At 68.6% G+C, this 21,527-nt stretch carries 22 protein-coding genes and 1 tRNA gene; 14 read left to right on the forward strand and 9 right to left on the reverse strand.

Annotated elements, in window-relative coordinates:
* Positions 1–921, forward strand: coding sequence for a phosphotransferase family protein (locus tag ACYVIO_RS30020; protein WP_460654275.1), 921 nt, complete (start codon positions 1–3; stop codon positions 919–921).
* 3 nt (positions 922–924) lie between these two features.
* Here the strand turns inward: ACYVIO_RS30020 and ACYVIO_RS30025 are convergent, their stop codons facing one another.
* Entirely contained in the window at positions 925–3,456 is a 2,532-nt protein-coding gene (locus tag ACYVIO_RS30025; protein WP_460654276.1) for a penicillin acylase family protein, read from the reverse strand.
* Between the two features lie 99 nt (positions 3,457–3,555).
* Between ACYVIO_RS30025 and ACYVIO_RS30030 the strand changes: the two genes are divergently transcribed.
* On the forward strand, positions 3,556–4,017 hold the full coding sequence (locus ACYVIO_RS30030; protein ID WP_460654277.1) for a DUF1203 domain-containing protein: 462 nt from the start codon (positions 3,556–3,558) through the stop codon (positions 4,015–4,017).
* Here the strand turns inward: ACYVIO_RS30030 and ACYVIO_RS30035 are convergent.
* The gene (locus ACYVIO_RS30035; RefSeq protein ID WP_460654278.1) at positions 3,977–6,268 is read right to left on the reverse strand and encodes a hypothetical protein; all 2,292 of its coding nucleotides are present in this window, start codon (positions 6,266–6,268) and stop codon (positions 3,977–3,979) included. The two genes, ACYVIO_RS30030 and ACYVIO_RS30035, sit on opposite strands and share 41 nt — an antisense overlap.
* Before the next feature lie 203 nt (positions 6,269–6,471).
* Here ACYVIO_RS30035 and ACYVIO_RS30040 point away from each other — a divergent pair, with 203 nt between their 5' ends.
* The 3 genes from ACYVIO_RS30040 to ACYVIO_RS30050 all read left to right on the forward strand — a co-directional run bounded on the left by ACYVIO_RS30040 (position 6,472) and on the right by ACYVIO_RS30050 (position 8,081).
* Positions 6,472–6,828: an FmdB family zinc ribbon protein gene (locus ACYVIO_RS30040; RefSeq protein ID WP_460654634.1), complete on the forward strand. Its 357-nt coding sequence runs from the start codon at positions 6,472–6,474 to the stop codon at positions 6,826–6,828.
* Positions 6,829–6,899: 71 nt separating this feature from the next.
* Positions 6,900–7,511, forward strand: coding sequence for a Flp pilus assembly protein CpaB (gene cpaB, locus ACYVIO_RS30045; protein ID WP_460654279.1), 612 nt, complete (start codon positions 6,900–6,902; stop codon positions 7,509–7,511).
* A gap of 183 nt (positions 7,512–7,694) precedes the next feature.
* A complete protein-coding gene (locus tag ACYVIO_RS30050) occupies positions 7,695–8,081 on the forward strand; it encodes an MscL family protein (protein ID WP_460654280.1) in 387 nt (128 codons plus the stop codon).
* Positions 8,082–8,096: 15 nt separating this feature from the next.
* On the opposite strand, the gene ACYVIO_RS30055 is transcribed toward ACYVIO_RS30050, so the two are convergent.
* The 3 genes from ACYVIO_RS30055 to ACYVIO_RS30065 form a co-directional block, all read right to left on the reverse strand.
* Positions 8,097–8,585 (reverse strand): GNAT family N-acetyltransferase, encoded by a 489-nt coding sequence (locus ACYVIO_RS30055; protein WP_460654281.1) that lies wholly within the window; start codon positions 8,583–8,585, stop codon positions 8,097–8,099.
* 66 nt (positions 8,586–8,651) lie between these two features.
* Positions 8,652–9,314 (reverse strand): alpha/beta fold hydrolase, encoded by a 663-nt coding sequence (locus ACYVIO_RS30060; RefSeq protein ID WP_460654282.1) that lies wholly within the window; start codon positions 9,312–9,314, stop codon positions 8,652–8,654.
* Positions 9,315–9,509: 195 nt separating this feature from the next.
* Positions 9,510–10,190 (reverse strand): hypothetical protein, encoded by a 681-nt coding sequence (locus ACYVIO_RS30065; protein WP_460654283.1) that lies wholly within the window; start codon positions 10,188–10,190, stop codon positions 9,510–9,512.
* Positions 10,191–10,530: 340 nt separating this feature from the next.
* On the opposite strand from ACYVIO_RS30065, the gene ACYVIO_RS30070 reads away from it, so the two are divergent.
* From ACYVIO_RS30070 to ACYVIO_RS30095, 6 genes are all read left to right on the forward strand, one after another.
* On the forward strand, positions 10,531–11,007 hold the full coding sequence (locus ACYVIO_RS30070) for a hypothetical protein (protein ID WP_460654284.1): 477 nt from the start codon (positions 10,531–10,533) through the stop codon (positions 11,005–11,007).
* Between the two features lie 158 nt (positions 11,008–11,165).
* Positions 11,166–12,536 (forward strand): alpha/beta hydrolase, encoded by a 1,371-nt coding sequence (locus ACYVIO_RS30075; RefSeq protein WP_460654285.1) that lies wholly within the window; start codon positions 11,166–11,168, stop codon positions 12,534–12,536.
* Positions 12,537–12,641: 105 nt separating this feature from the next.
* The gene (locus ACYVIO_RS30080; RefSeq protein ID WP_460654286.1) at positions 12,642–13,130 is read left to right on the forward strand and encodes a SigE family RNA polymerase sigma factor; all 489 of its coding nucleotides are present in this window, start codon (positions 12,642–12,644) and stop codon (positions 13,128–13,130) included.
* 81 nt (positions 13,131–13,211) lie between these two features.
* Complete coding sequence (locus ACYVIO_RS30085) at positions 13,212–13,817, forward strand: META domain-containing protein (protein WP_460654287.1); 606 nt, start codon at positions 13,212–13,214, stop codon at positions 13,815–13,817.
* Positions 13,818–13,911: 94 nt separating this feature from the next.
* Entirely contained in the window at positions 13,912–15,219 is a 1,308-nt protein-coding gene (locus tag ACYVIO_RS30090) for a S1 family peptidase (protein WP_460654288.1), read from the forward strand.
* 105 nt (positions 15,220–15,324) lie between these two features.
* Positions 15,325–15,717, forward strand: coding sequence for a hypothetical protein (locus tag ACYVIO_RS30095; protein WP_460654289.1), 393 nt, complete (start codon positions 15,325–15,327; stop codon positions 15,715–15,717).
* Between the two features lie 5 nt (positions 15,718–15,722).
* Here the strand turns inward: ACYVIO_RS30095 and ACYVIO_RS30100 are convergent, their stop codons facing one another.
* Together ACYVIO_RS30100 and ACYVIO_RS30105 are read right to left on the reverse strand one after the other, a co-directional pair.
* Positions 15,723–16,217, reverse strand: coding sequence for a putative immunity protein (locus ACYVIO_RS30100; RefSeq protein ID WP_460654290.1), 495 nt, complete (start codon positions 16,215–16,217; stop codon positions 15,723–15,725).
* A 55-nt stretch (positions 16,218–16,272) separates the two neighbouring features.
* Positions 16,273–16,836: a DUF1990 family protein gene (locus tag ACYVIO_RS30105; RefSeq protein ID WP_460654291.1), complete on the reverse strand. Its 564-nt coding sequence runs from the start codon at positions 16,834–16,836 to the stop codon at positions 16,273–16,275.
* Between the two features lie 5 nt (positions 16,837–16,841).
* Between ACYVIO_RS30105 and ACYVIO_RS30110 the strand changes: the two genes are divergently transcribed.
* The 3 genes from ACYVIO_RS30110 to ACYVIO_RS30120 all read left to right on the forward strand — a co-directional run bounded on the left by ACYVIO_RS30110 (position 16,842) and on the right by ACYVIO_RS30120 (position 18,329).
* Positions 16,842–16,914, forward strand: a tRNA-Arg gene (locus ACYVIO_RS30110).
* Between the two features lie 354 nt (positions 16,915–17,268).
* The gene (locus tag ACYVIO_RS30115; protein WP_460654292.1) at positions 17,269–17,979 is read left to right on the forward strand and encodes an HAD family hydrolase; all 711 of its coding nucleotides are present in this window, start codon (positions 17,269–17,271) and stop codon (positions 17,977–17,979) included.
* Positions 17,970–18,329 (forward strand): methylglyoxal synthase, encoded by a 360-nt coding sequence (locus tag ACYVIO_RS30120; protein ID WP_460654293.1) that lies wholly within the window; start codon positions 17,970–17,972, stop codon positions 18,327–18,329. The genes ACYVIO_RS30115 and ACYVIO_RS30120 overlap by 10 nt, the downstream gene beginning before the upstream one ends.
* Before the next feature lie 53 nt (positions 18,330–18,382).
* Here ACYVIO_RS30120 and ACYVIO_RS30125 read toward each other — a convergent pair whose 3' ends face one another.
* The gene (locus ACYVIO_RS30125) at positions 18,383–19,081 is read right to left on the reverse strand and encodes a hypothetical protein (protein WP_460654294.1); all 699 of its coding nucleotides are present in this window, start codon (positions 19,079–19,081) and stop codon (positions 18,383–18,385) included.
* 74 nt (positions 19,082–19,155) lie between these two features.
* On the reverse strand, positions 19,156–21,363 hold the full coding sequence (locus ACYVIO_RS30130) for an alkaline phosphatase family protein (protein ID WP_460654295.1): 2,208 nt from the start codon (positions 21,361–21,363) through the stop codon (positions 19,156–19,158).
* Positions 21,364–21,527: the final 164 nt, after the last annotated feature.

Genomic DNA, 21,527 nt, shown 5'->3' on the forward strand with positions numbered 1-21,527 from the left:
ATGGATCGCACAACCCGAGTCGCAGAAGCCGCCGCAGCTGCCGGACGAGAGCTGGGCCTGGAGGTGACCGAGCCGACCGTCCTGTACGACGTGTTCTCGGTCGTGGTGCACCTGAAGCCGTCTCCGGTCGTGGCGCGCGTCCCCGTCGTACTGCCTGCTTCCCTGCTCGACCCGGCGATCGCCGGCGCCCGCCAGCAGCGGGAGCTCGAGGTGGCGCAATGGGTGTTCGACCAGGGCCAGCTGGTCGTCCGGCCGAGTCCGCTGGTCCCGCTGCGCTCGGTGCAGCGCGATGGCCTGTCGATGTCGTTCTGGGAGTACGTCGAGCACGACAAGTCGAGCGAGCCGGACTACGTGCAGGGCCTGGTCCGCGCAGCCGAGCTCCACAAGCTGCTGGAGGAGTACCCGGGTGAGCTGCCCTGGTTCGCGCCGGTCACGACCGTCGTACCGGAGGGACTCGAGCAGCTGTCGTCAGAGACCCCAGTGCTCACCGCGGCCGACGTGGACCGCGTACGGCGTGAGTGGGACGCCGTGGCGCCGCTGCTGATGACCCGCGAGGGCTGGGAGCGGGCGTTCCCCGACTCGCACGTCCAGCCGCTGCACGGCGACGCGCCGTACTACAACATCATCCCGACCGCCGACGGCGTGCTCTGGTCGGACTTCGAGGACAGCTGCCTCGGACCGCTGGAGTGGGACCTGGCCAGCGTCGGTCCGGAGTACAGCAAGGTCTACAACGACGCGGCTGCCGAGCTGGGCCGTCCGCAGCTCGACCCGAAGGCCGTGGCCGCGATGGACCTGGCCAGGGCCTTCCAGCTGATCCTTTGCATGCCACTGCTCCCCCAGATGCCGGACGGCATGGCGGAAACGCTGGAGCCCTTCGTGGAGGCCTGGCGCGCCATGCCGTTCGGCAACGGGCTGGTCTAGCCGCTATCGCTCCGGCTTGGTGAAGGTCAGTGTGTGCTCACGCTTGGCCTCCACCGCGCCCTTGCTGAACGCCCAGGGCAGCGTCTCGCCCTTGACCCACAGCTCGGTCTGGTCGGTGTAGTTGCCGGTGAAGGCGTGGCCGGAGACACCGGTCAGGTTGATCCAGCGCGACTTGTCGAAGTCGGACAGGTCGACGACCATCCGCATCGACGGAGTCGCGGTCACGCCGTACCCCTCGGAGGCGTCCCAGCCGGTCGCGTTGACGACCGAGGCGCCGCCGCCCAACTCGTACGGGCCGCGGTTGAACAGCTTGTCGACCACGCCGATGCCGGACTTGCCCAGCGTCTGGTTGGTCAGCGTCAGCTTGTGCAGCCGGCCCCACTGCCAGTTGCCGGGCTCGCGGGCCATCTTGGTGGTGATCTCGGCCCGGCCCTGCACCAGCGCCTCGCGCAGGATGTCGTCGCGGCTCTCCCGCTGCGGCGTCCGCAGGTCGTCCCACCAGGCGCTGTTCGGCTGGACGAGCAGGTTGCGGATCACCTCGAACCAGCGCGAGCCGCCGTCCGGCCAGACCGCCTCCGGCAGCTGGTCGTGGAAGGTCAGCGCGAGCAGGTTGCGCCAGACGATGTTGAAGTACGCCGCCGGCGCGGAGTCGGCCGGCTGGGTGAAGTCCCAGCCCTTCAGCGTGTCCTGGCCCTGCTTGTCGAAGTCGTCGTTGATGCCGATCCGGAGCAGGTACGGAACCAGGGTCTCGGCGTTGCGGTTCTTGGTGTCCAGCTGGATCGAGCTCATCGCGGCGACGTCGAGCTTGCCGCCGGCCTGGATCCGCTCGAGGATCTGCTGGGAGCGGTAGCCGTAGTCCCAGTCGTTGGTCAGGTGGTACCGGTACGACTTCGGGACGACAGCCTGGTTCGCGGTGACGATGATGCCGTCGGCCGGGTCGAACTCGGTCGGCATCGCCTGGAACGGGATGAAGCCGTCCCACTCGTAGCGCGGGTCCCAGCCGGGGACCGGCCAGTCGCCGGTACCGACCTTGCGGATCGGGACCCGGCCGGGCGCCTGGTAGCCGATGTGGCCCTCGCGGTCGGCGTACACGAGGTTCTGCGACGGGACCTCGAACAGGGTGGCGGCGGTCCGGAACGCGGTCCAGCTCTGCGCCTTGTTCATCGCGAAGATCGCGTCGGCGGTGCGGCCCGGGGTGAGCGCGGTCCACTTCAGGGCGATGCCGTACGGCTCGGTGCTCTTGCCCTTGGCGGCCAGCTCACCGGCCTCCTCGGCGTCGTCGTCGACGTCGGAGATCAGCGGGCCGTGCCGGCTCTCCCGGACGATGATCCGCTCCGGCTCCTTCTGGCCGGCGACCTTGAACTCCTCGGTCCGCATCTTCAGCGGCTCGACCTTGCCGTTGTAGAGCACGCCGTTGCCGGACAGACGCTCCAGGTACAGGTCCATCACGTCGGGGTCGAGGTTGGTGAAGCCCCAGGAGATCGCGCTGTTGTGGCCGATCACCACGCCGGGCAGACCGGAGAAGCTGAAGCCGGACACGTCGAACGGGCACTGCGGGCTGAACTTGTTGCAGTGCAGCCCGACCTGCGTCCAGATGCCCGGCATGGTCGCGCCCAGGTGCGGGTCGTTGGCCAGCAGCGGCTTGCCGGTGGTGGTGTGCTCGCCGGAGACCACCCAGGAGTTGGAGCCGATGCCGTCACCGCGCCCGAGCAGCAGCGGCAGGCCCTTGGCGACCTTGTCCACGCTGTCCAGCGACTTCAGCAGGCCCTTGCTGAACATCGCCCGGGCCGGCGCCTGGCTGTCGACCGGCGCGGTGGTGAACTTGTTCTCCTCGTCGACCGCGCCGCTGGCCAGGATCGGCTCGTTGCGGTCGTACGGGTAGCTCGGGTAGAGGCTGTCGATCGTCTTGGCCGGCAGTGTCGCGGCCAGCTTGGTCCGGGTGATCTCCTCGTCCATGTTGCCGCCGAGGTCCCAGGCCATCGCCTTCAGCCAGGCCAGCGAGTCGGCCGCCGTCCACGGCTCGGGCCGGTAGTCGGTGCCCTTCAGCGACAGTACGGCGTACTCGAGGCTGAGCCCGGAGCCGGAGTGCTGGTCGAGGTAGGAGTTCACGCCGCGGGCGTAGTCGTCCAGGTACTGCCGGGTGGCCGGGCTGAGCAGGCCCAGCTCCTTCTCGGCGACCCGGCGCCAGCCGAGCGTCCGGACGAACTTGTCGGTCTCCAGGGCGTCCGGGCCGAACAGCTCGGCCAGCCGGCCACTGGTGACGTGACGGCGGAAGTCCATCTCGAAGAACCGGTCCTGGGCCGCGACGTAGCCCTGGGCGGCGAACAGGTCGGCCGGCTTGTCGGCGTAGATCTGCGGGATGCCGTTGGCGTCGCGGACCACCTCGACGTCGGCGTCCAGGCCGGTCAGCTCGATCGTGCCGTCGTAGGAGGGGAAGGAATGGCGGACCACGAAAATGCCGGTCCCGGCCACCACGAGCAGCAGGGTGGCCAGCGCAATTCCGCTGATGACGAGTAACCGAAGCAGGCGACGCACGGACCCAACCGTAGAGAATGCCGCCGCGCACCCCAAATGCAGATACCGGTCCTTAACGCTCCGTACTCACACAACCGGCTCCCGGGCCGTTCAACGGTCATGTTCAGCGAGCTCGAGTTCCTGCCCGTTCCGGCCACCGATCTGGACCGGATCCGATGCAACGACCACGACGACCACGGCAATCCGCTGGTCGCCTTCGACTCCGGCGCGGGGGCGCTGCTGCGGTGCTGCCTGCGGATGTCGACCGAGGGTGAGCGGATCGCCCTGATCGCCTACCGACCGTCACCGCTGGGTGGCCCGTACGCCGAGGTCGGCCCGGTCTTCGTCCACGCCTCGGAGTGTCCCGGGTACGTCGGCCCGGACTTCCCCGACGACTTCCGCGAGCGGCGCGCCGTGCTGCGCCCGTACGACGCGACCGGGCAGATGCTGGACGGCGTGCTGGCCGAGCCCGGTACGGCGCCTGGCGAGCTGAAGCGGCTCTTCGACGACCCGGCCGTGGAACTGGTCCACGTCCGGAACGTCATCGCGGGCTGCTGGAACTTCTCGGTCCGCCGGGCGTAGTCGCGTCCTTCGTCGGCGCGGTCAGCGCGTAGACCGCGACCGCGCCGACGGAGTAGCGGTGCTCGGCGAAGCCGTCGAGCTCGCCCGGCGGCCAGTCGAGGTTGGTGTCGAAGACGAGCCAGCGGACGCCGTACTGGTTCCACAGCTGGTCCAGAACGCGCTTGGTCGGCCGCTTGAAGGCACGGTCGTTCAGCTGGAGCAGCGGTTGGTTCCAGAACGGGCCGTAGATCGCGGCGTCGGCGTTCTGCCGGCTCTGCGCGGTCGGCGTGTAGGCCCAGCCCTCCACGAGCACCCGTCGCTCGGCGTACGCGGCGAGCCAGAAGTTGCGGGCGTCGCAGTTCCTGTCGGCGTACACCGGGGTGCAGTGCGAGTTGGTGGCGAGCTTGTCGCCGACGGCGGAGTGGTCGCGGATGTAGCGAGCGGCCTCGGCGCCTCCTGCCGGGACCTGCCGTCTGGTCTGGCGGCACTCGGGGCGGTCCGGTCCGGCGACGCAGACCTGGTCGGTGAGGGTGGTCACCATCGTCTTCGGGACGTGGACCGCTGCGACTCCCAGGACGACCAGTACAGCTAGGCCGAGCGCTGCCGGGCGCTCCTGCGTGCGCCTGAGGACCAGTACTGCGAGTCCGGCGACCAGGAGGACCGCCAGCCAGGGCCAGATCACCTGGAAGCTGACGGCCGCTACGCCTTGCCTGCTGCGCGGCCTGTTCGGAGTCAAGGACGCCACGACCTGCGCGAGCACCATCCCGACCGCCAGTGCGAGCAGCACCCGCGGACCGATGTGCCGGAGCCGGAGTCCGCTCAGCAGGAGAGTCAGCCCCCAGGCCGAGGCCGCGATGGCGAACGGGAAGGCGGCCCGGAGGAAGTAGAGCTGGCTGAAGCCCGGGTGGCGGAGCAGAGCAGCCGCCGCGATGCCCGCGAGGACGAAGCCGACGAGGAAGACCGCGGCCGGGTCCTTCCACTTGCGCTCGCGGGCGAAGCCGAGCATGCCGAGGCCCGCCAATGCCCAGGAGACGAGGAGCGTGGCGCCCGTCGTACCGATGACTACGGCGGCTGCGGTGTGGTCGCTGTAGCGGCTCTCGAAGCCGACCCGGCTGGCCAAGGCGCGGAAGGCTTGGCCCGGACCGAAGGCGACGCCGGACGAGCCGGCGCTGAACAGGACGAACTGGGCGAAACTTAACGCGGCCAGGACGGCCAGACCGAGTCCTACCGAGGTCCAGTCGAGTCTCCGCTCGGTCACCAGCTTCACGACCGCCACCAGTGAAACGGCCACGACCAGCATCGGCACGAAGGACGCTTTGGTGCCGGCGAGCGCTGCCAGGCCGATGACCAGCAGTAGCCAGTTGCCGCGGTGCGGGTCCCTTCGGAGCAGGCAGGCGATCGAGTAGACGACCGGGAACGCCAGTACGACGGCGAACGCGTGGGTGAGGCTGTACATCAGCACAGCACTCGAGTACGCCGCCTGGCTGATCAGGTCGCGGCCGCCCCAGCCGTACACGTCGAAGCTGGTCACCATCAGCAGGAGCCAGGCGGCCAGCGGACCGGCCCACGACTTGCGGGCGAGCCTGGTGGCCAGTGCGGCGACGGAGAGGATCGGGACGAGGGCTGCGGTCACCGGCATCAGGCGGCGGAGCAGGAGGTCCAGCTCGATCCCGGTCTGCCAGTTGGCCGCGGCCAGCTCAGCGTGGAGGAACCAGTGGTAGTTGAGCTGCTGGCCGATGACGTACGGGATCTGGCCGGGCAGGTGATGCTTCAGCTCGGCGGCCAGGGCCAACTGGAATGGCATGTCGCCGTACTGGAAGGCGGCGTCGGGGAACGCGATCGGCTCGATCTGGAGCCCGGCGCGGGTGATCACCCACAGGCCCAGCGCGGCGGCCCCGGCGACCGACCAGGCCCACCAGGCCGGCATCGGAGGTCGTTTGCTGTGCCAGTACGGGCGGAGTTGCTTGAGCGCTGTGAAGGCGATCAGCGCGCTCAGCGGCACCGCCAGCGGGAGGAGGGGGAAGCCGATCGCCCGGCCCGGCAGATAGGTGAGGATCGACAGCGCGAACCCGAAACCGGTCCCGAAGGCCAGATCGGCCGCGAACCCGTCCTGGTTGCCCCGCAGCATCCGCCAGAGCAGGACGCCGGGCAGCATGATCCCAAGGCTCAGGTAGGCGCTGTAGGCCAGAACCGCGCTCCACGGAGTCCCGTAGTGGGCCAGTACGACGGCGGCGCCGGCCCAGACCAGAACCCCAGGCAGAAGCGCGACCACCGACCGCACGTCCCCCTGGTCTTCCTGGTCCCTCCCCAGTGGTCCCACGCCTGAGGAGACGCGCGCCGAGGCCTGTTGGGTTGCACGGTGGCAGGAAGTGACCGAAAACCGGTCCAGACCGCCGGAGTTGGAATAGTTCGGCGCTCTGGCGCATTATTAGCAGTCGAGTAGTAGGAGTGCCAGACGGCCTGAAGGGGAAGAACGTGCCGACGTACCAGTACCAGTGCACCGACTGCGGTGAAGCGCTCGAGGTCCGGCAGAGCTTCACCGACGACGCGCTGACGGTCTGCCCGAACTGCCAGGGCACGCTGCGCAAGGTGTTCAACGCGGTGGGCGTGGTGTTCAAGGGCTCCGGCTTCTACCGCAACGACAGCCGCTCGTCGAGCACGAGCACGATCAGCGCGAAGTCCGACTCCTCGGCTTCGTCGTCGTCATCTTCGGACTCGTCGAAGTCTTCCTCGTCCTCGTCTTCGTCGGACTCCTCGAAGTCCTCGTCGTCGGGCTCGTCGTCTTCGTCCGGTGGGTCTTCGTCGGGCTCCAGCAAGACCAGCGCCGCCTGATCCTGCGCCCGTCGCAGGGGCCTGTGGACAACTGAATCGGCTTTTCCGGGGAAACTCGTACCTTCCCTGGCATGACGAACTTCTGGCACGACCTCATCCGCGCCGCCCGCTGGCACCGTCGGCTCCTCGCCGGCCTGTTCGCGGCGGCCGCCGTCTACTTCGGCCTCGCGTCCTTCTCGCCGCCGGCCGCGGCCTCGACCGCGGTCCTGGCGGCAGCACGCGACCTTCCCGGCGGTGTCACACCAGCGGCTGACGACCTCCGGGTACTGCGGTTGCCACCGGCGACCGTTCCGAGCGGCGTCCTTCGACCAGACACGGATCTGTCCGACCGCATCCTGGCGACCGCTGTGCGCGCCGGCGAACCACTCACCGACGCCCGGTTCCTCACGCCCACAGCGGTTCCACCCGGTCTGGTCGCCTATCCGCTCCGCCTCGACGATCCCGACATCGCCGGCCTCCTGCGTCCCGGCGACCACGTCGACCTGTACGCCGCCTCGGCCACCGCCGACCTGTCCGCCGCCCGCTTGGCGACCGCGGTCCGCGTCCTGGCCCTCCCCGCGCCGAGCCGCTCGTCCGGTGGAGCTCTGGTGGTCCTCGCCACCTCCCCTTCGACCGCCGCGCGGTTGGCGCAGTCCACTACCAACTCCCGAATAGCCGTCGCCCTGACCCGGGACACCAGCTGACCGGCTCGGTCCCTTGATGATCACTGAGCGGACATCTCCGACCACGATCCGCTGCCGTGCGGCGCGGTCCCTCGCCAGCCTCCGGACGGAGTCCTACGTTGGCCGGGTACAGATCACCGCGGGTCCACCCGGACCCTCTCGTGGAGGCAGAAAGAGATGCTCAAGGGCTTCAAGGAATTCCTGATGCGAGGCAACGTCCTCGATCTGGCCATCGCCGTGGTCATCGGCACCGCCTTCGCCACCGTGGTGAAGACCGTCGTCGACAGCCTGGTCAGCCCGCTGATCGCCTCGCTCGGCGGCAGCAACGTGGACGGCCTGGCCTGGCAGATCGTCGAGGGCAACAAGGCGTCGACGATCAACTTCGCCGCGATCATCAACGCGTTCATCGTCTTCTTCCTGACCGCGCTGGTCGTCTACTTCGTCCTCGTCGTCCCGATGAAGGCGATCCAGGACCGCCGCGCCGCCGCGGCCGCCGCCAAGGGCGAGCCCGAACCCGAACCGGAGCCGCTCACCATGGACCAGCAGCTCCTCATCGAGATCCGCGACGCCCTCAAGTCCCGCCAGCAGTAGGTCCCTCCGGATCGCCTACGCCTGGCTCGTGGTCGGGTACTGCATCCAGGTGTAGGCGATCGGTTGGTCCTTGTTCCACTCGTCGGCCAGATCAGCCGCCACGTACTCGAACCCGACCCGCCGATACGTCCGGATCGCCACGCCGTTGTCCGGACGCACCCGGACGAACACCTCGGAGTACCCGGCTTCCAGCGCCGGCCCCAGGAGCGCTTTCACGAACGCCGTCCCGATCCCCCGCCCCCGCGACCCCGGCCGCACGATGATCCGGGCCAGCTCGACCTCGTCCTCCTCGTCGTCCAGCCACAGCTCGCCGTACCCGACCGGTTCCCCGCTCACGTAGTACAAGAAGGACCGCACATCGTCGGCCACCTTCGGCCAGCTCCCCGCGAGTTCGGCCGGAAACGGGAACGCGGTCCGCCCCGACAACAGGGAGACCTCCTGCGCCGAGGTCGCCCACCCGGCAACCACCGCAGCCTTCCCCGCCTCGAACCCGCGCAGCTCCATGCCCCCAGCATCACGCGATCCGCCCCGAACATCCACGCCTTATCCACCGGCTTGTCCGCCGCCGGTCTATCCGCCCCCGGCGAACGCACCGAGCGTCGCCACCAACCGATCCCGGTGCGGCCCGAAGTCCGGCCGCGGCGGCTCGGGAGACCCCGGCAGCTCGACCGCCAACGGCATCAACCGCAGCAACGCATCGACCGTTTTCCTTTGGTGCGAAGGGTTTTCCGGCACCGAAGGCAACACCCCGACCGGCAGACCAGGACGCCACGGCCCGCGATACTCCCCTAACGACACCAGCTGCGCATCGCTCACCCCACGCAACGTCTCCCCCGCGAGCAGCCCATCAGCAACCGCCCCCGAAGCCCCACGCTCCAACAAACCCACGCGAGCCCGAGCGCTGACCTCAGCGTCGTCCCCCGTCGCCGGCCACGCCAGCAACAACCGCCCGACCGCCTCCGGAAACTCCACCGCCAACTGCGCCGCCACGGTGCACCCGTTCGACGCGCCCACCACAGTCACCGGCTCGGCCCCCAGCACCCCACTGCTGAACAGCCCACCGAACTCCGCAACGTCCTGAGCCCAGTCCACCGGCCGCCGCTCCCGATCCGGCGCCACCACCTTCAGCCCAGCCCCTTCGAGCCCAGCCACAATCCCCGGCCGGTACCAGAACAGCTCGGCATCGGTCCCGTCCCACAGCCCCCCATGAACCAGCAGCACAGGAGCCGCCATCACAACCCCACGCGTCGACTAGGACCCGTGATGCGGCGGCACCTCACGCAGAATCCGCTCATCGTCATCGTTACCGCTGTCCCGCTCACCCCAAGACCGCGCATCATCATCCCGAGTCTGCTCAGGCAGCAACGGCTCATCGTCCTCGTACGGCGTACTCATACCCCCAGATTACGGGGCTCCACGGAACGACCGTCAGTCCTGCCCCGGAATGCGCGGCAGGTTCTGCTGTCCGCCCTCGATCTGGCCTTGTCCCTGCCCAGGCGCCACCTGCGGGTTGGCCGCCTGCAGCAACGGCGCGATACCAGGCTCGCTCTGCCACCGCTCAGCACCCAGCACCGACCATGCAGTGAGGATCGACAACGTCGGCGTCGCCAACCCACCGAGCTGCAGCGGCTCGGCCTGCTGGAAGCCGAGCGTCACCGTCCAGTTCGCCGGATCGGGATAGAACTCCTGCACCGAGTTGTAGTAGAAGCTCAACCACCCCCGCTGCTGCAGATGCGTCATCAGCCGGTAGTTCGTCGCGATCAGCTGCACCTCCTGCAGATCGCGCCACAGCAGCTGCATGTCGCGCCGCGCCGCGGCCTTCCGGCTCGAGTTCACCGCCGCGTTGGCCGCCATCATCCCGAGCACGAAACCAGTGCCGCCGAAGAAGAATCCACCGCTGCTGTTGTACCGGCCATCACCGCCGTACAGCCGCGCGTAGTGCACCGAGGTCTGCAGGTACGCGACCTCGCCCGGTTCGAGCACGATCCCGTACAACGGCAGTGCCTGCGGCGTTCCCCCGCCGCGCAGGAAGCGCGCCCAGTCCTGCCCGAGCTGCCACTCCTCCTGTTCGCGACGTGCGAGTTCGGCCGAGTCTTTTCTCTTGCCCACGTCCGTCCTTCCTTCGGCTGCACCCGGCATCATCCCATTTCTCCGGGGTGAACAGCGCGCACCTGTTACAGCTCTGCTGCTTTTGCCGCTCGATCCGTCTCGTGACCGGATAGACGCGCCTCCGTGACACTCCTGCCACGGTGTGCGAGACCTCGGTCGACCATCATGGTGCTCCTTGCCTACCCGGAAGGACCGAGTCGTGAGTGCATCAAGGACACGGGGCCTGATCGGAGCGTCGTTAGTGGTAGCCGTCCTCGGAGTCACCGCCGCCTGCGGTGACGAGAGCGGCTCCTCGGGACCCGCCGCCCAGCCCAGCTCTACGCCCACCCCAACCCCTACCTTGCCGACTGCCAGCGCCACCCCGCCCACCCCCAGCGGAACGCCGAGCACGGACTGCCCGGAGACGATCACCGCGGTCCGCAAGTCCGTCGACGCGGCGGTCTGGGGCAAGGGCACGGCGAAGTCGGCCTTCCAGCCGGTCAGCGTGACGATCTGCCAGTACGACGCCCAGGCGTCCGGGCAGGACTACGCGACGGTGACCACCAAGCGGACCATGAAGCAGGCGACCGACCTGTTCGCCCTGGTCAACTCCGCCAAGCCCGAGGCCAAGAAGCCCGGCTTCTGCACCAAGGAGCTCGGCCCGACGTACGTGCTGCGGTTCACCGACAACGACCGTGGCGTCCTCTCCTACACCGCCGAGGCGTTCGGCTGTCACCGACTGGTGGCAACCTCGTTCGAGGGCCAGGGCAAGCCTGGTGACCTCGCCGCGCCCCGGGCCACCACACCCGAGCTGCTGAAGTCGCTCGGCCTGCGCTGACCCTGCTCCGGACGCGCCCCCCGAAGCCGTCCGGGACGGGGTCATCCCGCCCGCCTTGCGGGTCCCCCTGGGGTTGACCCGCAAGGTGGGTGGCAGAGCCTTGCCCCCGCACCTCATTGCCTGCACCCTGATCGGCAAGAGCCCATCAGGGAGGCCGTATGCGGCTGGTCGCACTGGCAGCAGCCGCACTGCTGCTGGCCTGCTCTGCCTGCTCCGACTCCGACCCACCGGATGACGCCGCTCCCGACCTCCAGCAACAGTGCGACAACCTCGTCGGCTTCACCTGTACGACGCTGAGCGTGCCGCTCGACCACTCCAAACCGACCGGCACCCAACTGGAGCTCGCAGTCGCCGCCGCGACGAACGTCGACGCACCCCGCGGCGTACTCCTGATGCTCACCGGAGGCCCCGGCCAGCCAGGCGTCCCGCTCCTCCCCCGCATCCGCTCGTACCTCGACCCGGCCGTGCTGCGGGAGTACCAGCTCGTCATGTTCGACCAGCGCGGGACAGGCACGAAGGGCATCGACTGCCCGGAGCTGCAACGAGCGGTGGGCGGCTCCGACTTCCTCACCCCACCGGCCGACGCCGTCGACGCCTGCGCCCGTCAGCTCGGCCCGAGCATCAACTTCTACGGCACGCCCGACACCGTCGAGGACATCGACCTCCTGCGCCGCTCACTCGGCCGGGACCAGCTCACACTCAACGGCACGTCGTACGGCAGCTTCACGGCGGCGCAGTACGGACTGAAGTACCCGGACCACGTCCGCTCGCTGGTGCTCGACTCAGTAGTCCCGCACAGCGGCTTCGACCCGTTCGGCGCCGACCTGATGGCCCACACCGGCAAGGTCCTCGCAGCGAGCTGCAAGAGCGACCCGGCCTGTACGACGGACCCGGTGGCCGATCTGGCCTGGTTGGTCCAGCGCGGCGAGCTCGACGGCGCACCGGTGAACGGCACGAGCCTGATCGAGTCGCTGTCGATCCTCAGCCTCAACTCGGTCAACCCGTCCTTCGAAGGCATCCCCAAGGTCCTGCACGACGCGCGCGACGGCGACACCGCCGCGCTGAAGGAGATGTTCCAGCGCGCGACCAGCCGCGGTACGCCGTACGACGAACTGTCGGCCGGACTCCACCTGGCCACCCTCTGCTCGGACCTGCGCTTCCCCTGGAAGCCGGAGACTCCGGCGGCGGCGCGCCCCGGCCTGCTCAACGCCGCCGTCAGCAAGCTGACTCCGGCCCAGCTCCACCCGTACGACGTACGCACCGCCCGCAACCAGCTGATCGTCGACGGCTGCCTGCGCTGGCCCGCGACGCGTGTCTCCACCTACCCGGCCGGCCAGGAGCTGCTGCCACGGACGCTGATCCTGCACGGCACCAACGACCTGTTCTGCCCGACCGCGTGGGCCGAGTGGGAGCGGGACAACGCCCGCCAGGCGCAGCTGGTCGTCGTACCGGGCAGTGGTCACGGCGTCCAGGGCAGCCAAGTGGATCAGACCGGAAAGGCGCAGGTCAGAGCCTTTTTACTGGGCTGACACACCGGTCTGAGACGGAACTGAGCAACATTGTCTGCAGCACCTTGAGCAGCTCGATGCGTCTAATAGTCGTGAGGTGTTGTACGCCCAGTTGGGGAGTTGCCGGTGGAGTTCGAGGAGTACGCGTCCGCGCGCGGGCAGGAACTGGTGCGTCTCGGGTTCACCATCTGCGGCGACTACCAGCGCGCCGAGGACCTGGCCCAGATCGCGCTGATGCAGGCGTTCCGGTCCTGGCGCAAGGTGCAGCGGGCCGACGACCCGCACACCTACGTGCGGCGGATCCTGATCAACTCCTACCTGTCGATGACGCGCCGGCGGTCCTTCACCGAGGCACCGGCGGCCGACCTCGACCCCGACCACACGGTGCCCGACCCCGCCAACGACATCGTGGCCTCCGACGACCTCTGGCGCACGCTGGCCACGTTGTCGGCACGCGAGAGGGTCGTCCTGGTGCTGCGCTACTACCAGGACCTGGACGACCGGACGATCGCCGACCTGCTCGGCATCAAACCGTCCTCGGTCCGCAGCATCGCGAGCAGAGCGCTCGGCACGCTGCGGAAGTCGAGGCACCGTGTCGACGAGCGATTGCCATGAGCACCCGCTGGACGGAGAGGTTGCCGTGAGCATCCATCGCGTCGTCGACGTCAGCACCCACCATCTCGTTGAGAGGTTGCCGTGAGCACCACCGAGCTCGAGGAAGACCTGCGCGCGACGTTCGACCGCGCCGCCGCTTCCGTGCCGCCCGCCCCCGACCTCGTGTCGCGGGCCACCGACGGCGTCCGCCAGGCCCAGCGTCGTACGTACGTCGCCGCAGGCGCTGCCGTCGCCGCCGTCGTCGTGATCGCGGCCGCCGGGTTCGCCCTCGGCGGAGGTCTGGGCGGATCGACCGATCCGCAGCCGGCCGCTCCCAACCCCACGCCCGCAGTCTCCAGCGCGAAGCCGGTCGTCGCGTCGGACCAGCTCGCGGGCACCTGGCGCCCCCTCAAGATGGACGGCTTCGGCGCGCTGAAGACCGCCCGGCCGGACAACCCGACCCTCACCTTCAACACCGACGGCACCTGGACGGGCTCTGACGGCTGCAACGGGATCAGCGGCACCTTCACCATCGGCCAGCGCGGTGAGTTCACCGGGACGGCCGGCAACCAGCGGCTGATCGAGTGCGCGAACGTGCCGCACACGGCGGTCCTGCAGGCGGCCAAACGGGTCGCGACGGACCAGACGACGCTGAAGTTCTACGCCGCCGACGGGCGAGAAGTTGCGATCTACGCTCGCGCACGGTAGCGGGATTTGCTTGCGGAACGTAGTCAGCTCTTGACTATCCGGAGCCGATCCGTGAAGGATCTAGGGCGGCCTGTCCATCAATAAGGGGAGCCTAGTGCGACTCTCAGCAACCGTCCCGCTGCTCGCTCTCGGCTCAATGTCACTCGTCGCAGTCGCCGTGCCCGCCGGATCCGCCCCGATCCCGGCCGTCGCCACCTCACCGGCGTCGGTCGCTGTCTGCAACCACAACAGCCCGATCACGACCGCCGAACACTCGAAGCGACTGTCGCAGCCGACCAGCACCAAGGACACCCGGCCGCTCGGCCAGGCCCTCGGCGAAGGAGTCGCGGCCGCGGTCCGCTCGATCGAGCCGCTCGACGCGACCGGACGCCCGACGTCCGGGCTGCCGTACGGGCTGAGCGCCGGCATCATCGGCGTACTGGGCACGCAGGAGACCGGCTACAAGGTCGTGCTGGACGATTCGGTCGTCGACGAGAAGAAGTACCAGGCCGCCGTACAGAAGAACGTTCCGGCGGCAGGCAAGCCGATGCTCGCGGTCGAGCGCAGTTGCCGCTCGGCGCGCTCGGTCGCCGCCGCCTGGAAGACCGTCGGCGGTCGCGCCTGGTCCAACGACGCCACTAAGACAACCTTCACCGCCGACCTCGACCCGGCCAGCGAGAACATCGTCGTCGAGTACGACGCCGCGTCCACCTCCCCAGCCGGCGCCGAAGCGCTCGCCAACCTCGACGGCGTCGACGCGGTCCCGACCGGTGTCGCCCGGACGACCCGCTTCAACGACACCCCCAAGGGTGGCCACTGGGGCGGCGCGCGGATCACCTCGGCGCTGAAGAACTGCACGGCCGGCTTCTCCGTCGTCCGCAAGTCGAACAACACCCGCGCCTCCGTCACCGCCGGCCACTGCGGCGGCCCCGGCACGATCTGGCGCAGCGGCTCGAACTACTACGGCACCACGTCGGTCCGCTCGAACTACCCCGACTACGACCAGGCCCTGATCACCGGCAGCTCGTACGGCGCCAAGATCTGGACCGACGGCCCCGGCGACTCCGCCGACACCCGCACCGTCAAGGGCGGCGACGACCCGGCCGTCGGCGCGTCCGTCTGCCAGTCCGGGTCGTTCAGCACGTCCCTCTGCGGCATCACCATCCGCTCCCTGAGCGCCAAGTACTGCGACTCCGACGGCTGTACGACGTACGTCATCCGAGCCACCCGCAACAACCAGGTAGCCATCATCGGCGGCGACTCCGGCGGCCCCGTCTACTCCCGCCCGTCCTCCACCACCGCCACCATCCGAGGCATGGCCTTCGCCGGCTCCGGCTGCACCGCCTCCCGCTGCACCACCCTCTACGCCGAACGCTACAACTCCATCGCCGGCCACTTGGGCGTCCGAGCCCTCACCGGCTGACTGCAACTTGGTGCAACGGAGTTCCGCTCCGAGACTCCAGCCCCACAGACTGGCAGCTGAGCGAGGCGAACGCCCCGCTCTCCACGTACAGGCAAGGGGTTCTTCATGCGTCGGTGGCTCTCGGTCGGACTGGTCGTTCTCACTGCGAGCGTCGTAGGTGTGGCGCCCTCGGCCTACGCCAGCACGACCAGGTCGTTCAATCTGACCTACGGCGCCACCTACACGCGGGGCACCATCACGTTCTACAACCGATCGGCCAAGATCGTCGGCGTACAACGCGCCGTCTCACCCGACATCAGCGGCTGCCGCTACACCGACTTCTGGGCGAACCCCGAAGGCGGCAGCATCACCACCGACAACACCTGCAACGGCACGCACAACTACTCGTTCACCATCGAGCTCGACCAGCCGGGTGGACCGAGTTCGATCAGCATCTACTTCCACCTCAACCTTCCGGACGAGGACAGAACGGTCGCCGAGGCCACGATCAAGCGGTAACCGGATCAGCTCCGCAGCCCGCCGTCCAGGTGCCGGCTGAGCACCGCCACCCGGCTCGTCCCAAAGGTTGTCTCAGGCAACCACCGGACGATCGCCCGCACCTGCCCGGGCGCCTGCTCGACCGCCCACCGAATCGCCACGTCCCCATCCCCACCCGCCAGTTCCTCGGCCAACGCCATCTGCACGGCGGGCCCATGCACATGCTTCACCTGATGCGGACTCACCAAATCATGGATGTACGGCGTCCCCGCCGCATACCCCGCGGCCCGAGCGGCCGCCATCCCCACCGCATCCCCAACCTCCCGGGCAGCCTTCAACGCCGCCCAGGCCGCCGTCCGAATCCCCTTCGTCCGCGGCCCACCCTCGGCAAAGGCCCGCGTCTCCGCGATGGCCTCCCGAACCCTCAAATCCCCCGGCGCCCGCACCTCGTACAACTGCAGCACCCGCTCAGCACACTCCGCAGCCCATCCCGCCAGCACCCGCCGATCCAAAATCTCCACAAGCCTCAACCCTATCTTTGAAGCTATTCGTGGAGACTTTCCCAATCGCGCCCGCTCAGCCCACACCTAAACCCTCAAACGCCCTGAGGTACCGCCGCCGATACCACCGCTGCGCCACCAACACCGCCGGATACGCCACCCGCCACCACCCCCGCCCCGCCCGAGTGATCGACCGCAAGGTCAACCACACCGTCCCGTCCTCAGCCCGGTGAACGACGAACGCCTCCTCCCCCGTCACGGGATGCCCCACCCGAGTCCCATAGGCAATCCCACACCGCTCGGGCCCCTCAACCACAGCAACCACCCGAACCGGCTCCCGCAACCGAACCGGACCAAGCCGCGCCACCAGCGTGTAATCCACCCCCACCCGAGCAACCGCCCCGCCCTCAACCACAAACCCACTCCGAGTCTTAACCCCCCACTCCATCACCGCCTCCACCGCGGCACCCCAGTCCGCCCCGACCCGCACCGTCCTCTCATACCCCCGAAACCCACCCGGCGCCCCCGCCCACACCGCATCCCCCACCCGAGTCGCACCCTCAGCCGAGTAACTCAACCCATCAGTCACCCACCCATCCTCCGCCCCATCTCCCCGCCTCATTCCGCTAGGCTGTCCCATCGTGCGCCCCCGTAGCTCAGGGGATAGAGCGTCGGTTTCCTAAACCGTGCGTCGCAGGTTCGAATCCTGCCGGGGGCACAACATCAACAGGCAGGTCAGCCGCTCAGCGTTCCGGGCTCGTGCTGGCGGACCACGTGGGGTTATCCGTGGTGCGAGACAGAGCCGAGCTGTCTGGACTGGTCAGCAGGCCGCCTGTCGTGAACGCCAGGGCGAAGACCATGCGAGTCACGCGGTCAGGCTGAAAACCCACTACCGCAACGTTCACAGTATGTGAGCAGTTGACTACTCGGCGTGATGTAGCCTGAGAATCTTGCCGCCGGCCGGACTAGTTGCCCGAGGCCCGTATCTGCAGTTCCAGGGTGCGCGTGGAGTGCCGGCCGTGGTGGGCAGACGACTTCTGCCGGATTTCGATTGTGAAGGAGCACGGTCAGCGTGACAGAGCACAGGGTCCTGTCCTGGACCCCGCGAGCGGTCGTCTTCGACTGCGACGGCGTCTTGATGAGTACGGAGGAGTACTGCCTGCTCAGCAAAGTACTTGTTCTGCGTGACCACGGTGTCGAGCCGGATGCCGATGTGCTCGCATCGCTGAAAGGCTTGCACTACAGCGCGGCGGGCGACGTCCTCGCTCGGTCGCTCGGCACGTCGGCGAGTGCTGACGAATGCAGCGCGCAGGCACTGGCCAAGCAGCGGGAGCTGTACCGCACCCGTCCGTCGCACGCACTGCCCGGTGCGCTGGATCTGGTGAAGCGGACCAGTGCGGTGATGCCGGTGGCCTGCGCCACCAGTTCCCCGCACGACGCCGTGGAACATGTGCTGGCCGAGGCGGGAATCCTCCCGCATCTGGTGTGCGTGACCTCCCCGACCCTGGGATTCGCTCCCAAGCCGGCCCCCGACACGTATCTGGCTGCCGCCGAGGCTTGCGCGGTCGAACCGGCCGAAATTCTTGCTGTGGAGGACTCGACCAGCGGGATTCGTTCCGCCGTGGCCGCAGGTATGCGCGTACTGGGCGTCGGCCCCGAGCCGTCTGCGGAGCAGCTCGCCCTCGTCGACCACTGGGTTGTCTCCTTGGACGACCCAGACCTGACCGACTGGGCACAGCGCCTGGCCCTTCCGCACGGTCAGGAGGCGTCGGCATGCGTGTAGCCCTGGTAGCGCAGAACGGCAAGAAGGAAGCATTGCGGGCCTGGGCTTCCAAGCACGAGACGAAGCTGGCCGGCCACGACCTGGTCGCGACCGGCGGGACCGCTCAGGTGCTGACCGAATGCGGGCTCGCCTCCCGCGCGCTGGCCTCCGGCCCGCTCGGCGGCGATCTGCATGTGGCACATCTGGTCGCCACCGGCGAAGTAGATTTCTGTATCTTCCTGCGCGACCCGGCCGTCCACCCCGCGCACGAGGCGGATGTCGCCGCGCTGGTCCGCCTGGCGCTGGTGCACGACGTACCGCTCGCGCAGAACGAGTCCACGGCCACCGCCGTACTCACAGCATTGCTGTAGGCATTGTCCGACCTGCCGCGCCGCCGGTCTGCTCACCCTCAGAGTGACGCCCGCTACTGGATCGCTCGTTCGCCGTGCCAGGCGGTGAGGGACGAGAAGACCGTGCGGCCGAGGTACTCGTTGATGTTGTTCAGGCCGGCGAAGAGCGTCGCAGGCGTGGTGCTGGTGATCAGGTGGCGCCAGCTGCCTTCGCCGGTGTTGAGGTGTGGGTCGGGGCCGGCGATGAGGCGCACTCGTGCGGGTAGGTCTGTGGCATCCCACACGGTCTGCTTGCTGGCGGCGTTGTGGACGAGCTCTACGGCGTGCTTGACGTTGGTGGCGTGCAGGTTGGTCAGCTCCGGGGCCCAGTCGTAGTACGGCGCCCACTCGACGGCTCCGGTGCCGGTGAAGGTCGAGCGCAGTGCGCAGGGGGTCCCGCTCAGGTTCTCCAGTACCTGGTGGTGGATCGCCTGGAGGTTGCGGTAGCCGTTGTAGCGCTCCTCGTAGACCTCGGGGGTGAGCATGCCCAGCGCCACCCGCGGATCGCGTCCGTGGACGCGCCACTGCCAGGTCGCGATCAGGGTGTCCTGGATCAAGTAGCTGACGTGGGTTCCGGCCGAGGCTGAAGCTGTGATCGGCTCTCCGGCCGGGAGGGTCTCGAAGGATGGCGTGACGGTGTCGGCCGGCGTCACCAAGCCGGTCGTCATTGCGGTCAGCAGGCGCGACTGCAGCGATGTGGGTGGCACGTTCGTGCTGACGGTCTGATCAAGCATGTGCCGGATTCCTCTCCACTACCGACGAGCGGCCTCGACTCGAAAAGGAGCCGAGGCCGCCAGGTGCCAGAGCCTCAGCGCCGGTGCTTGGTGATGCGTCCGGCGTACCGGTGCTTGAAGCCGGTGTCGCTGTCGTCGGTGACGATCACGTCGTAGAAGCCGTAGCGATCCGTGGGCCAGTCGATCCGGTGCGACTTGCCGGCCGGTACGGACACCGTGTGGGTCCGGCCCTCGTAGTCGTTGGGCGTGAGCGTGAACGACAGTTTGTGCTTGCCCTCGTTCCGCAACGTCAGGCGCAGTACCGGCTCCCTGCCGTGGGTCTCGAGCTGCGCGTCCACCGCAGCGACGCCGTCGGCGTGCTCGGGCCCGTGGATCACCGTGCCGGCGAACGTCCGGACGAACCGGTCGGGGCCGTAGATCGAGAAGGCATAGCGCCCGTCAGTGGCGGTCGTGTCCCACTCGTAGGTCCGGTGCCGACCGGGCATCACCGTGTACGGCGTGGCCGTGAACGGGTAGTGCTCGTCCGGGTACACGGCCATCGAGACGCCCGTCGACGTACTGCCGCCGTCGTTCGACAGCGTGGCGACCACCTTGCCGGTCGCCCGGTGGACGGTGACCGACGCGTGCTGCTGGTACGGCGCAGGCTTCGGCTTCACGCCACCGTGAGTGGTGTGCGGCACCGGCATCGCCTGATCTGCCGGCGGCGCCATCGGCGGCAGCGTCGCGTCCATGTGGAAGCGATCGCGCTCCGGCGCCGGGTTCGGAAGCGCCGGGACCGAGAAGTCGGGGTTGGCGAAGTCGAGTGCGCCGGCCAGGTTGTTCAGCAGACTCCGGCGCCACTGCGTGATGTTGGTGTTCCGGACCCTGATGCCCTGGGTCTCGTGCAGCCAGTCCTCGATGAACTGCTGCGTCGAGGTGTGGTCCATCACTCCGGAGTACGAGTGCCCACCGCGGGTCCACGGCGAGATCAGCAGCGCGGGAACCCGCGGGCCGGGACCGATGTGACCGGGAGGGTTGGTTCCGGAGGCCGGCAGGAACTCGTCCTTCGTCCCCTCCTCGGGGACCGGCGGGAGGACGTGATCGAACAGGCCGTCGGCCTCGTCGAAGTTGATGATCAGCAGCGTCGAGTTCCAGACCTCTGGATTCGATGCCAGCGCTTCGACGACGCGACTGACGTACGAGCCGCCGCGCTCCCCGCCACCCGGGTGTTCCTGGTAGGCGTCGGGCGGGATCAGGTACGAGACGAGCGGCAGCGTGTCCTGGGCGCAGTCGGTGACGAAGTCCTGCAGGTACGCGTTCAGGTACGCCGGGCCGAAGTCGTCGGTGTTCGGCGGGGTCGGCTCCGGGAAGATCTGCTTGCCGTCCGCGTCGAAGTAGTAGCCCCCGCGGGCGGCGGCGGTCTTCGCGGGCTCGGTCTTCGCGCCGAACGCCACGTCGCCGGTGGACGTGAACCAGTCCCGCACGCCCTGGAACTTGCTGAGGATGTTGAGGCCGTAGTTCGTGCCCGGCGAGCGGCTGATGTAGACGTTCCACGACGCGCCGGCCGTCTCGAGCTGCTCGACGAAGCTCGGCCACGTGTACGGCGAGTTGGTGCCGTTGTTGTTGTACGCCGACTGGAACCCGCGCCCGGGGACGTTGCCGCCGCTCGGGTCGATGGTGCCCGACATCAGGTAGTACCGGTTCGGGTAGGTGGCACTGAAGATCGAGCAGTGGTAGTGGTCGCAGACCGTCCAGGCCTGAGCCGCCGCGTAGGCCCACGGGATCTCGCCCTCGGTGAAGTACCCCATCGTCCGCGGGGTCTTGGCCAGCGCCCACCCGTTGTTCGCGCCCTTGTTCCACGCCTGCTGACCGTCGGGCCAGCCGTGCGGAAGGTCCCAGCCACCCAGCGCGTTCATCTTCGCCGAGTCCATCCGGAACGGCAGCAGATGACCCTCCGGACGCGAAGCGTCAGGCTGCTGGAAAACGTTGGTGCCGTCGGGGAACCGCAGCGCCTGCTTGTCCTCGAAGCCACGCGCTCCCGGGATCATGCCGAAGTAGTGGTCGTACGACCGGTTCTCCAGCATCAGGATCACGACGTGCTTGAGGTCCCGGATGGTGCGAGTGATGCCGTGCGGCTTGCCTTCCGTGGCCGCCTGCGCGGCCGCCGTGTTCGCCAGGCTGCCGAGCCCGACAGCACCCGCGGCCGCCGCGGCCGCACCACCCAGCACGACCGAGCGCCGCCGAATGCCGGCCGGGTCCTGCAACGAATCGTCGTACTCGTCCGAATGCTCTTCTGAGGTCACGCCTGTACCTTCCTCGTCACACCTGTCCCGCCACCCGCTGCCGCGGACGGCCTCACGCGACATTTCTCCGCCGAGGTGAACGGCGCCCGAAGCCAACGGAGACACCGTGCGGCAGCTCACGAAAAACCGGTTCAGCTCGGCGCCGCGGATTGTTAGGGTCCTGA

The organism is Kribbella endophytica (assembly GCF_054781295.1).

Excerpts from the sequence above, each read along its gene's own strand:
- ACYVIO_RS30020 (WP_460654275.1), top strand. The coding sequence starts at position 1 with ATGGATCGCACAACCCGAGTCGCAGAAGCCGCCGCAGCTGCCGGACGA.
- ACYVIO_RS30030 (WP_460654277.1), top strand. The coding sequence starts at position 3,556 with ATGTTCAGCGAGCTCGAGTTCCTGCCCGTTCCGGCCACCGATCTGGAC.
- cpaB (WP_460654279.1), top strand. The coding sequence starts at position 6,900 with ATGACGAACTTCTGGCACGACCTCATCCGCGCCGCCCGCTGGCACCGT.
- ACYVIO_RS30050 (WP_460654280.1), top strand. The coding sequence starts at position 7,695 with ATGCGAGGCAACGTCCTCGATCTGGCCATCGCCGTGGTCATCGGCACC.
- ACYVIO_RS30055 (WP_460654281.1), bottom strand. The coding sequence starts at position 8,585 with ATGGAGCTGCGCGGGTTCGAGGCGGGGAAGGCTGCGGTGGTTGCCGGG.
- ACYVIO_RS30060 (WP_460654282.1), bottom strand. The coding sequence starts at position 9,314 with ATGGCGGCTCCTGTGCTGCTGGTTCATGGGGGGCTGTGGGACGGGACC.
- ACYVIO_RS30075 (WP_460654285.1), top strand. The coding sequence starts at position 11,166 with ATGCGGCTGGTCGCACTGGCAGCAGCCGCACTGCTGCTGGCCTGCTCT.
- ACYVIO_RS30095 (WP_460654289.1), top strand. The coding sequence starts at position 15,325 with ATGCGTCGGTGGCTCTCGGTCGGACTGGTCGTTCTCACTGCGAGCGTC.
- ACYVIO_RS30105 (WP_460654291.1), bottom strand. The coding sequence starts at position 16,836 with ATGGGACAGCCTAGCGGAATGAGGCGGGGAGATGGGGCGGAGGATGGG.
- ACYVIO_RS30120 (WP_460654293.1), top strand. The coding sequence starts at position 17,970 with ATGCGTGTAGCCCTGGTAGCGCAGAACGGCAAGAAGGAAGCATTGCGG.
- ACYVIO_RS30125 (WP_460654294.1), bottom strand. The coding sequence starts at position 19,081 with ATGCTTGATCAGACCGTCAGCACGAACGTGCCACCCACATCGCTGCAG.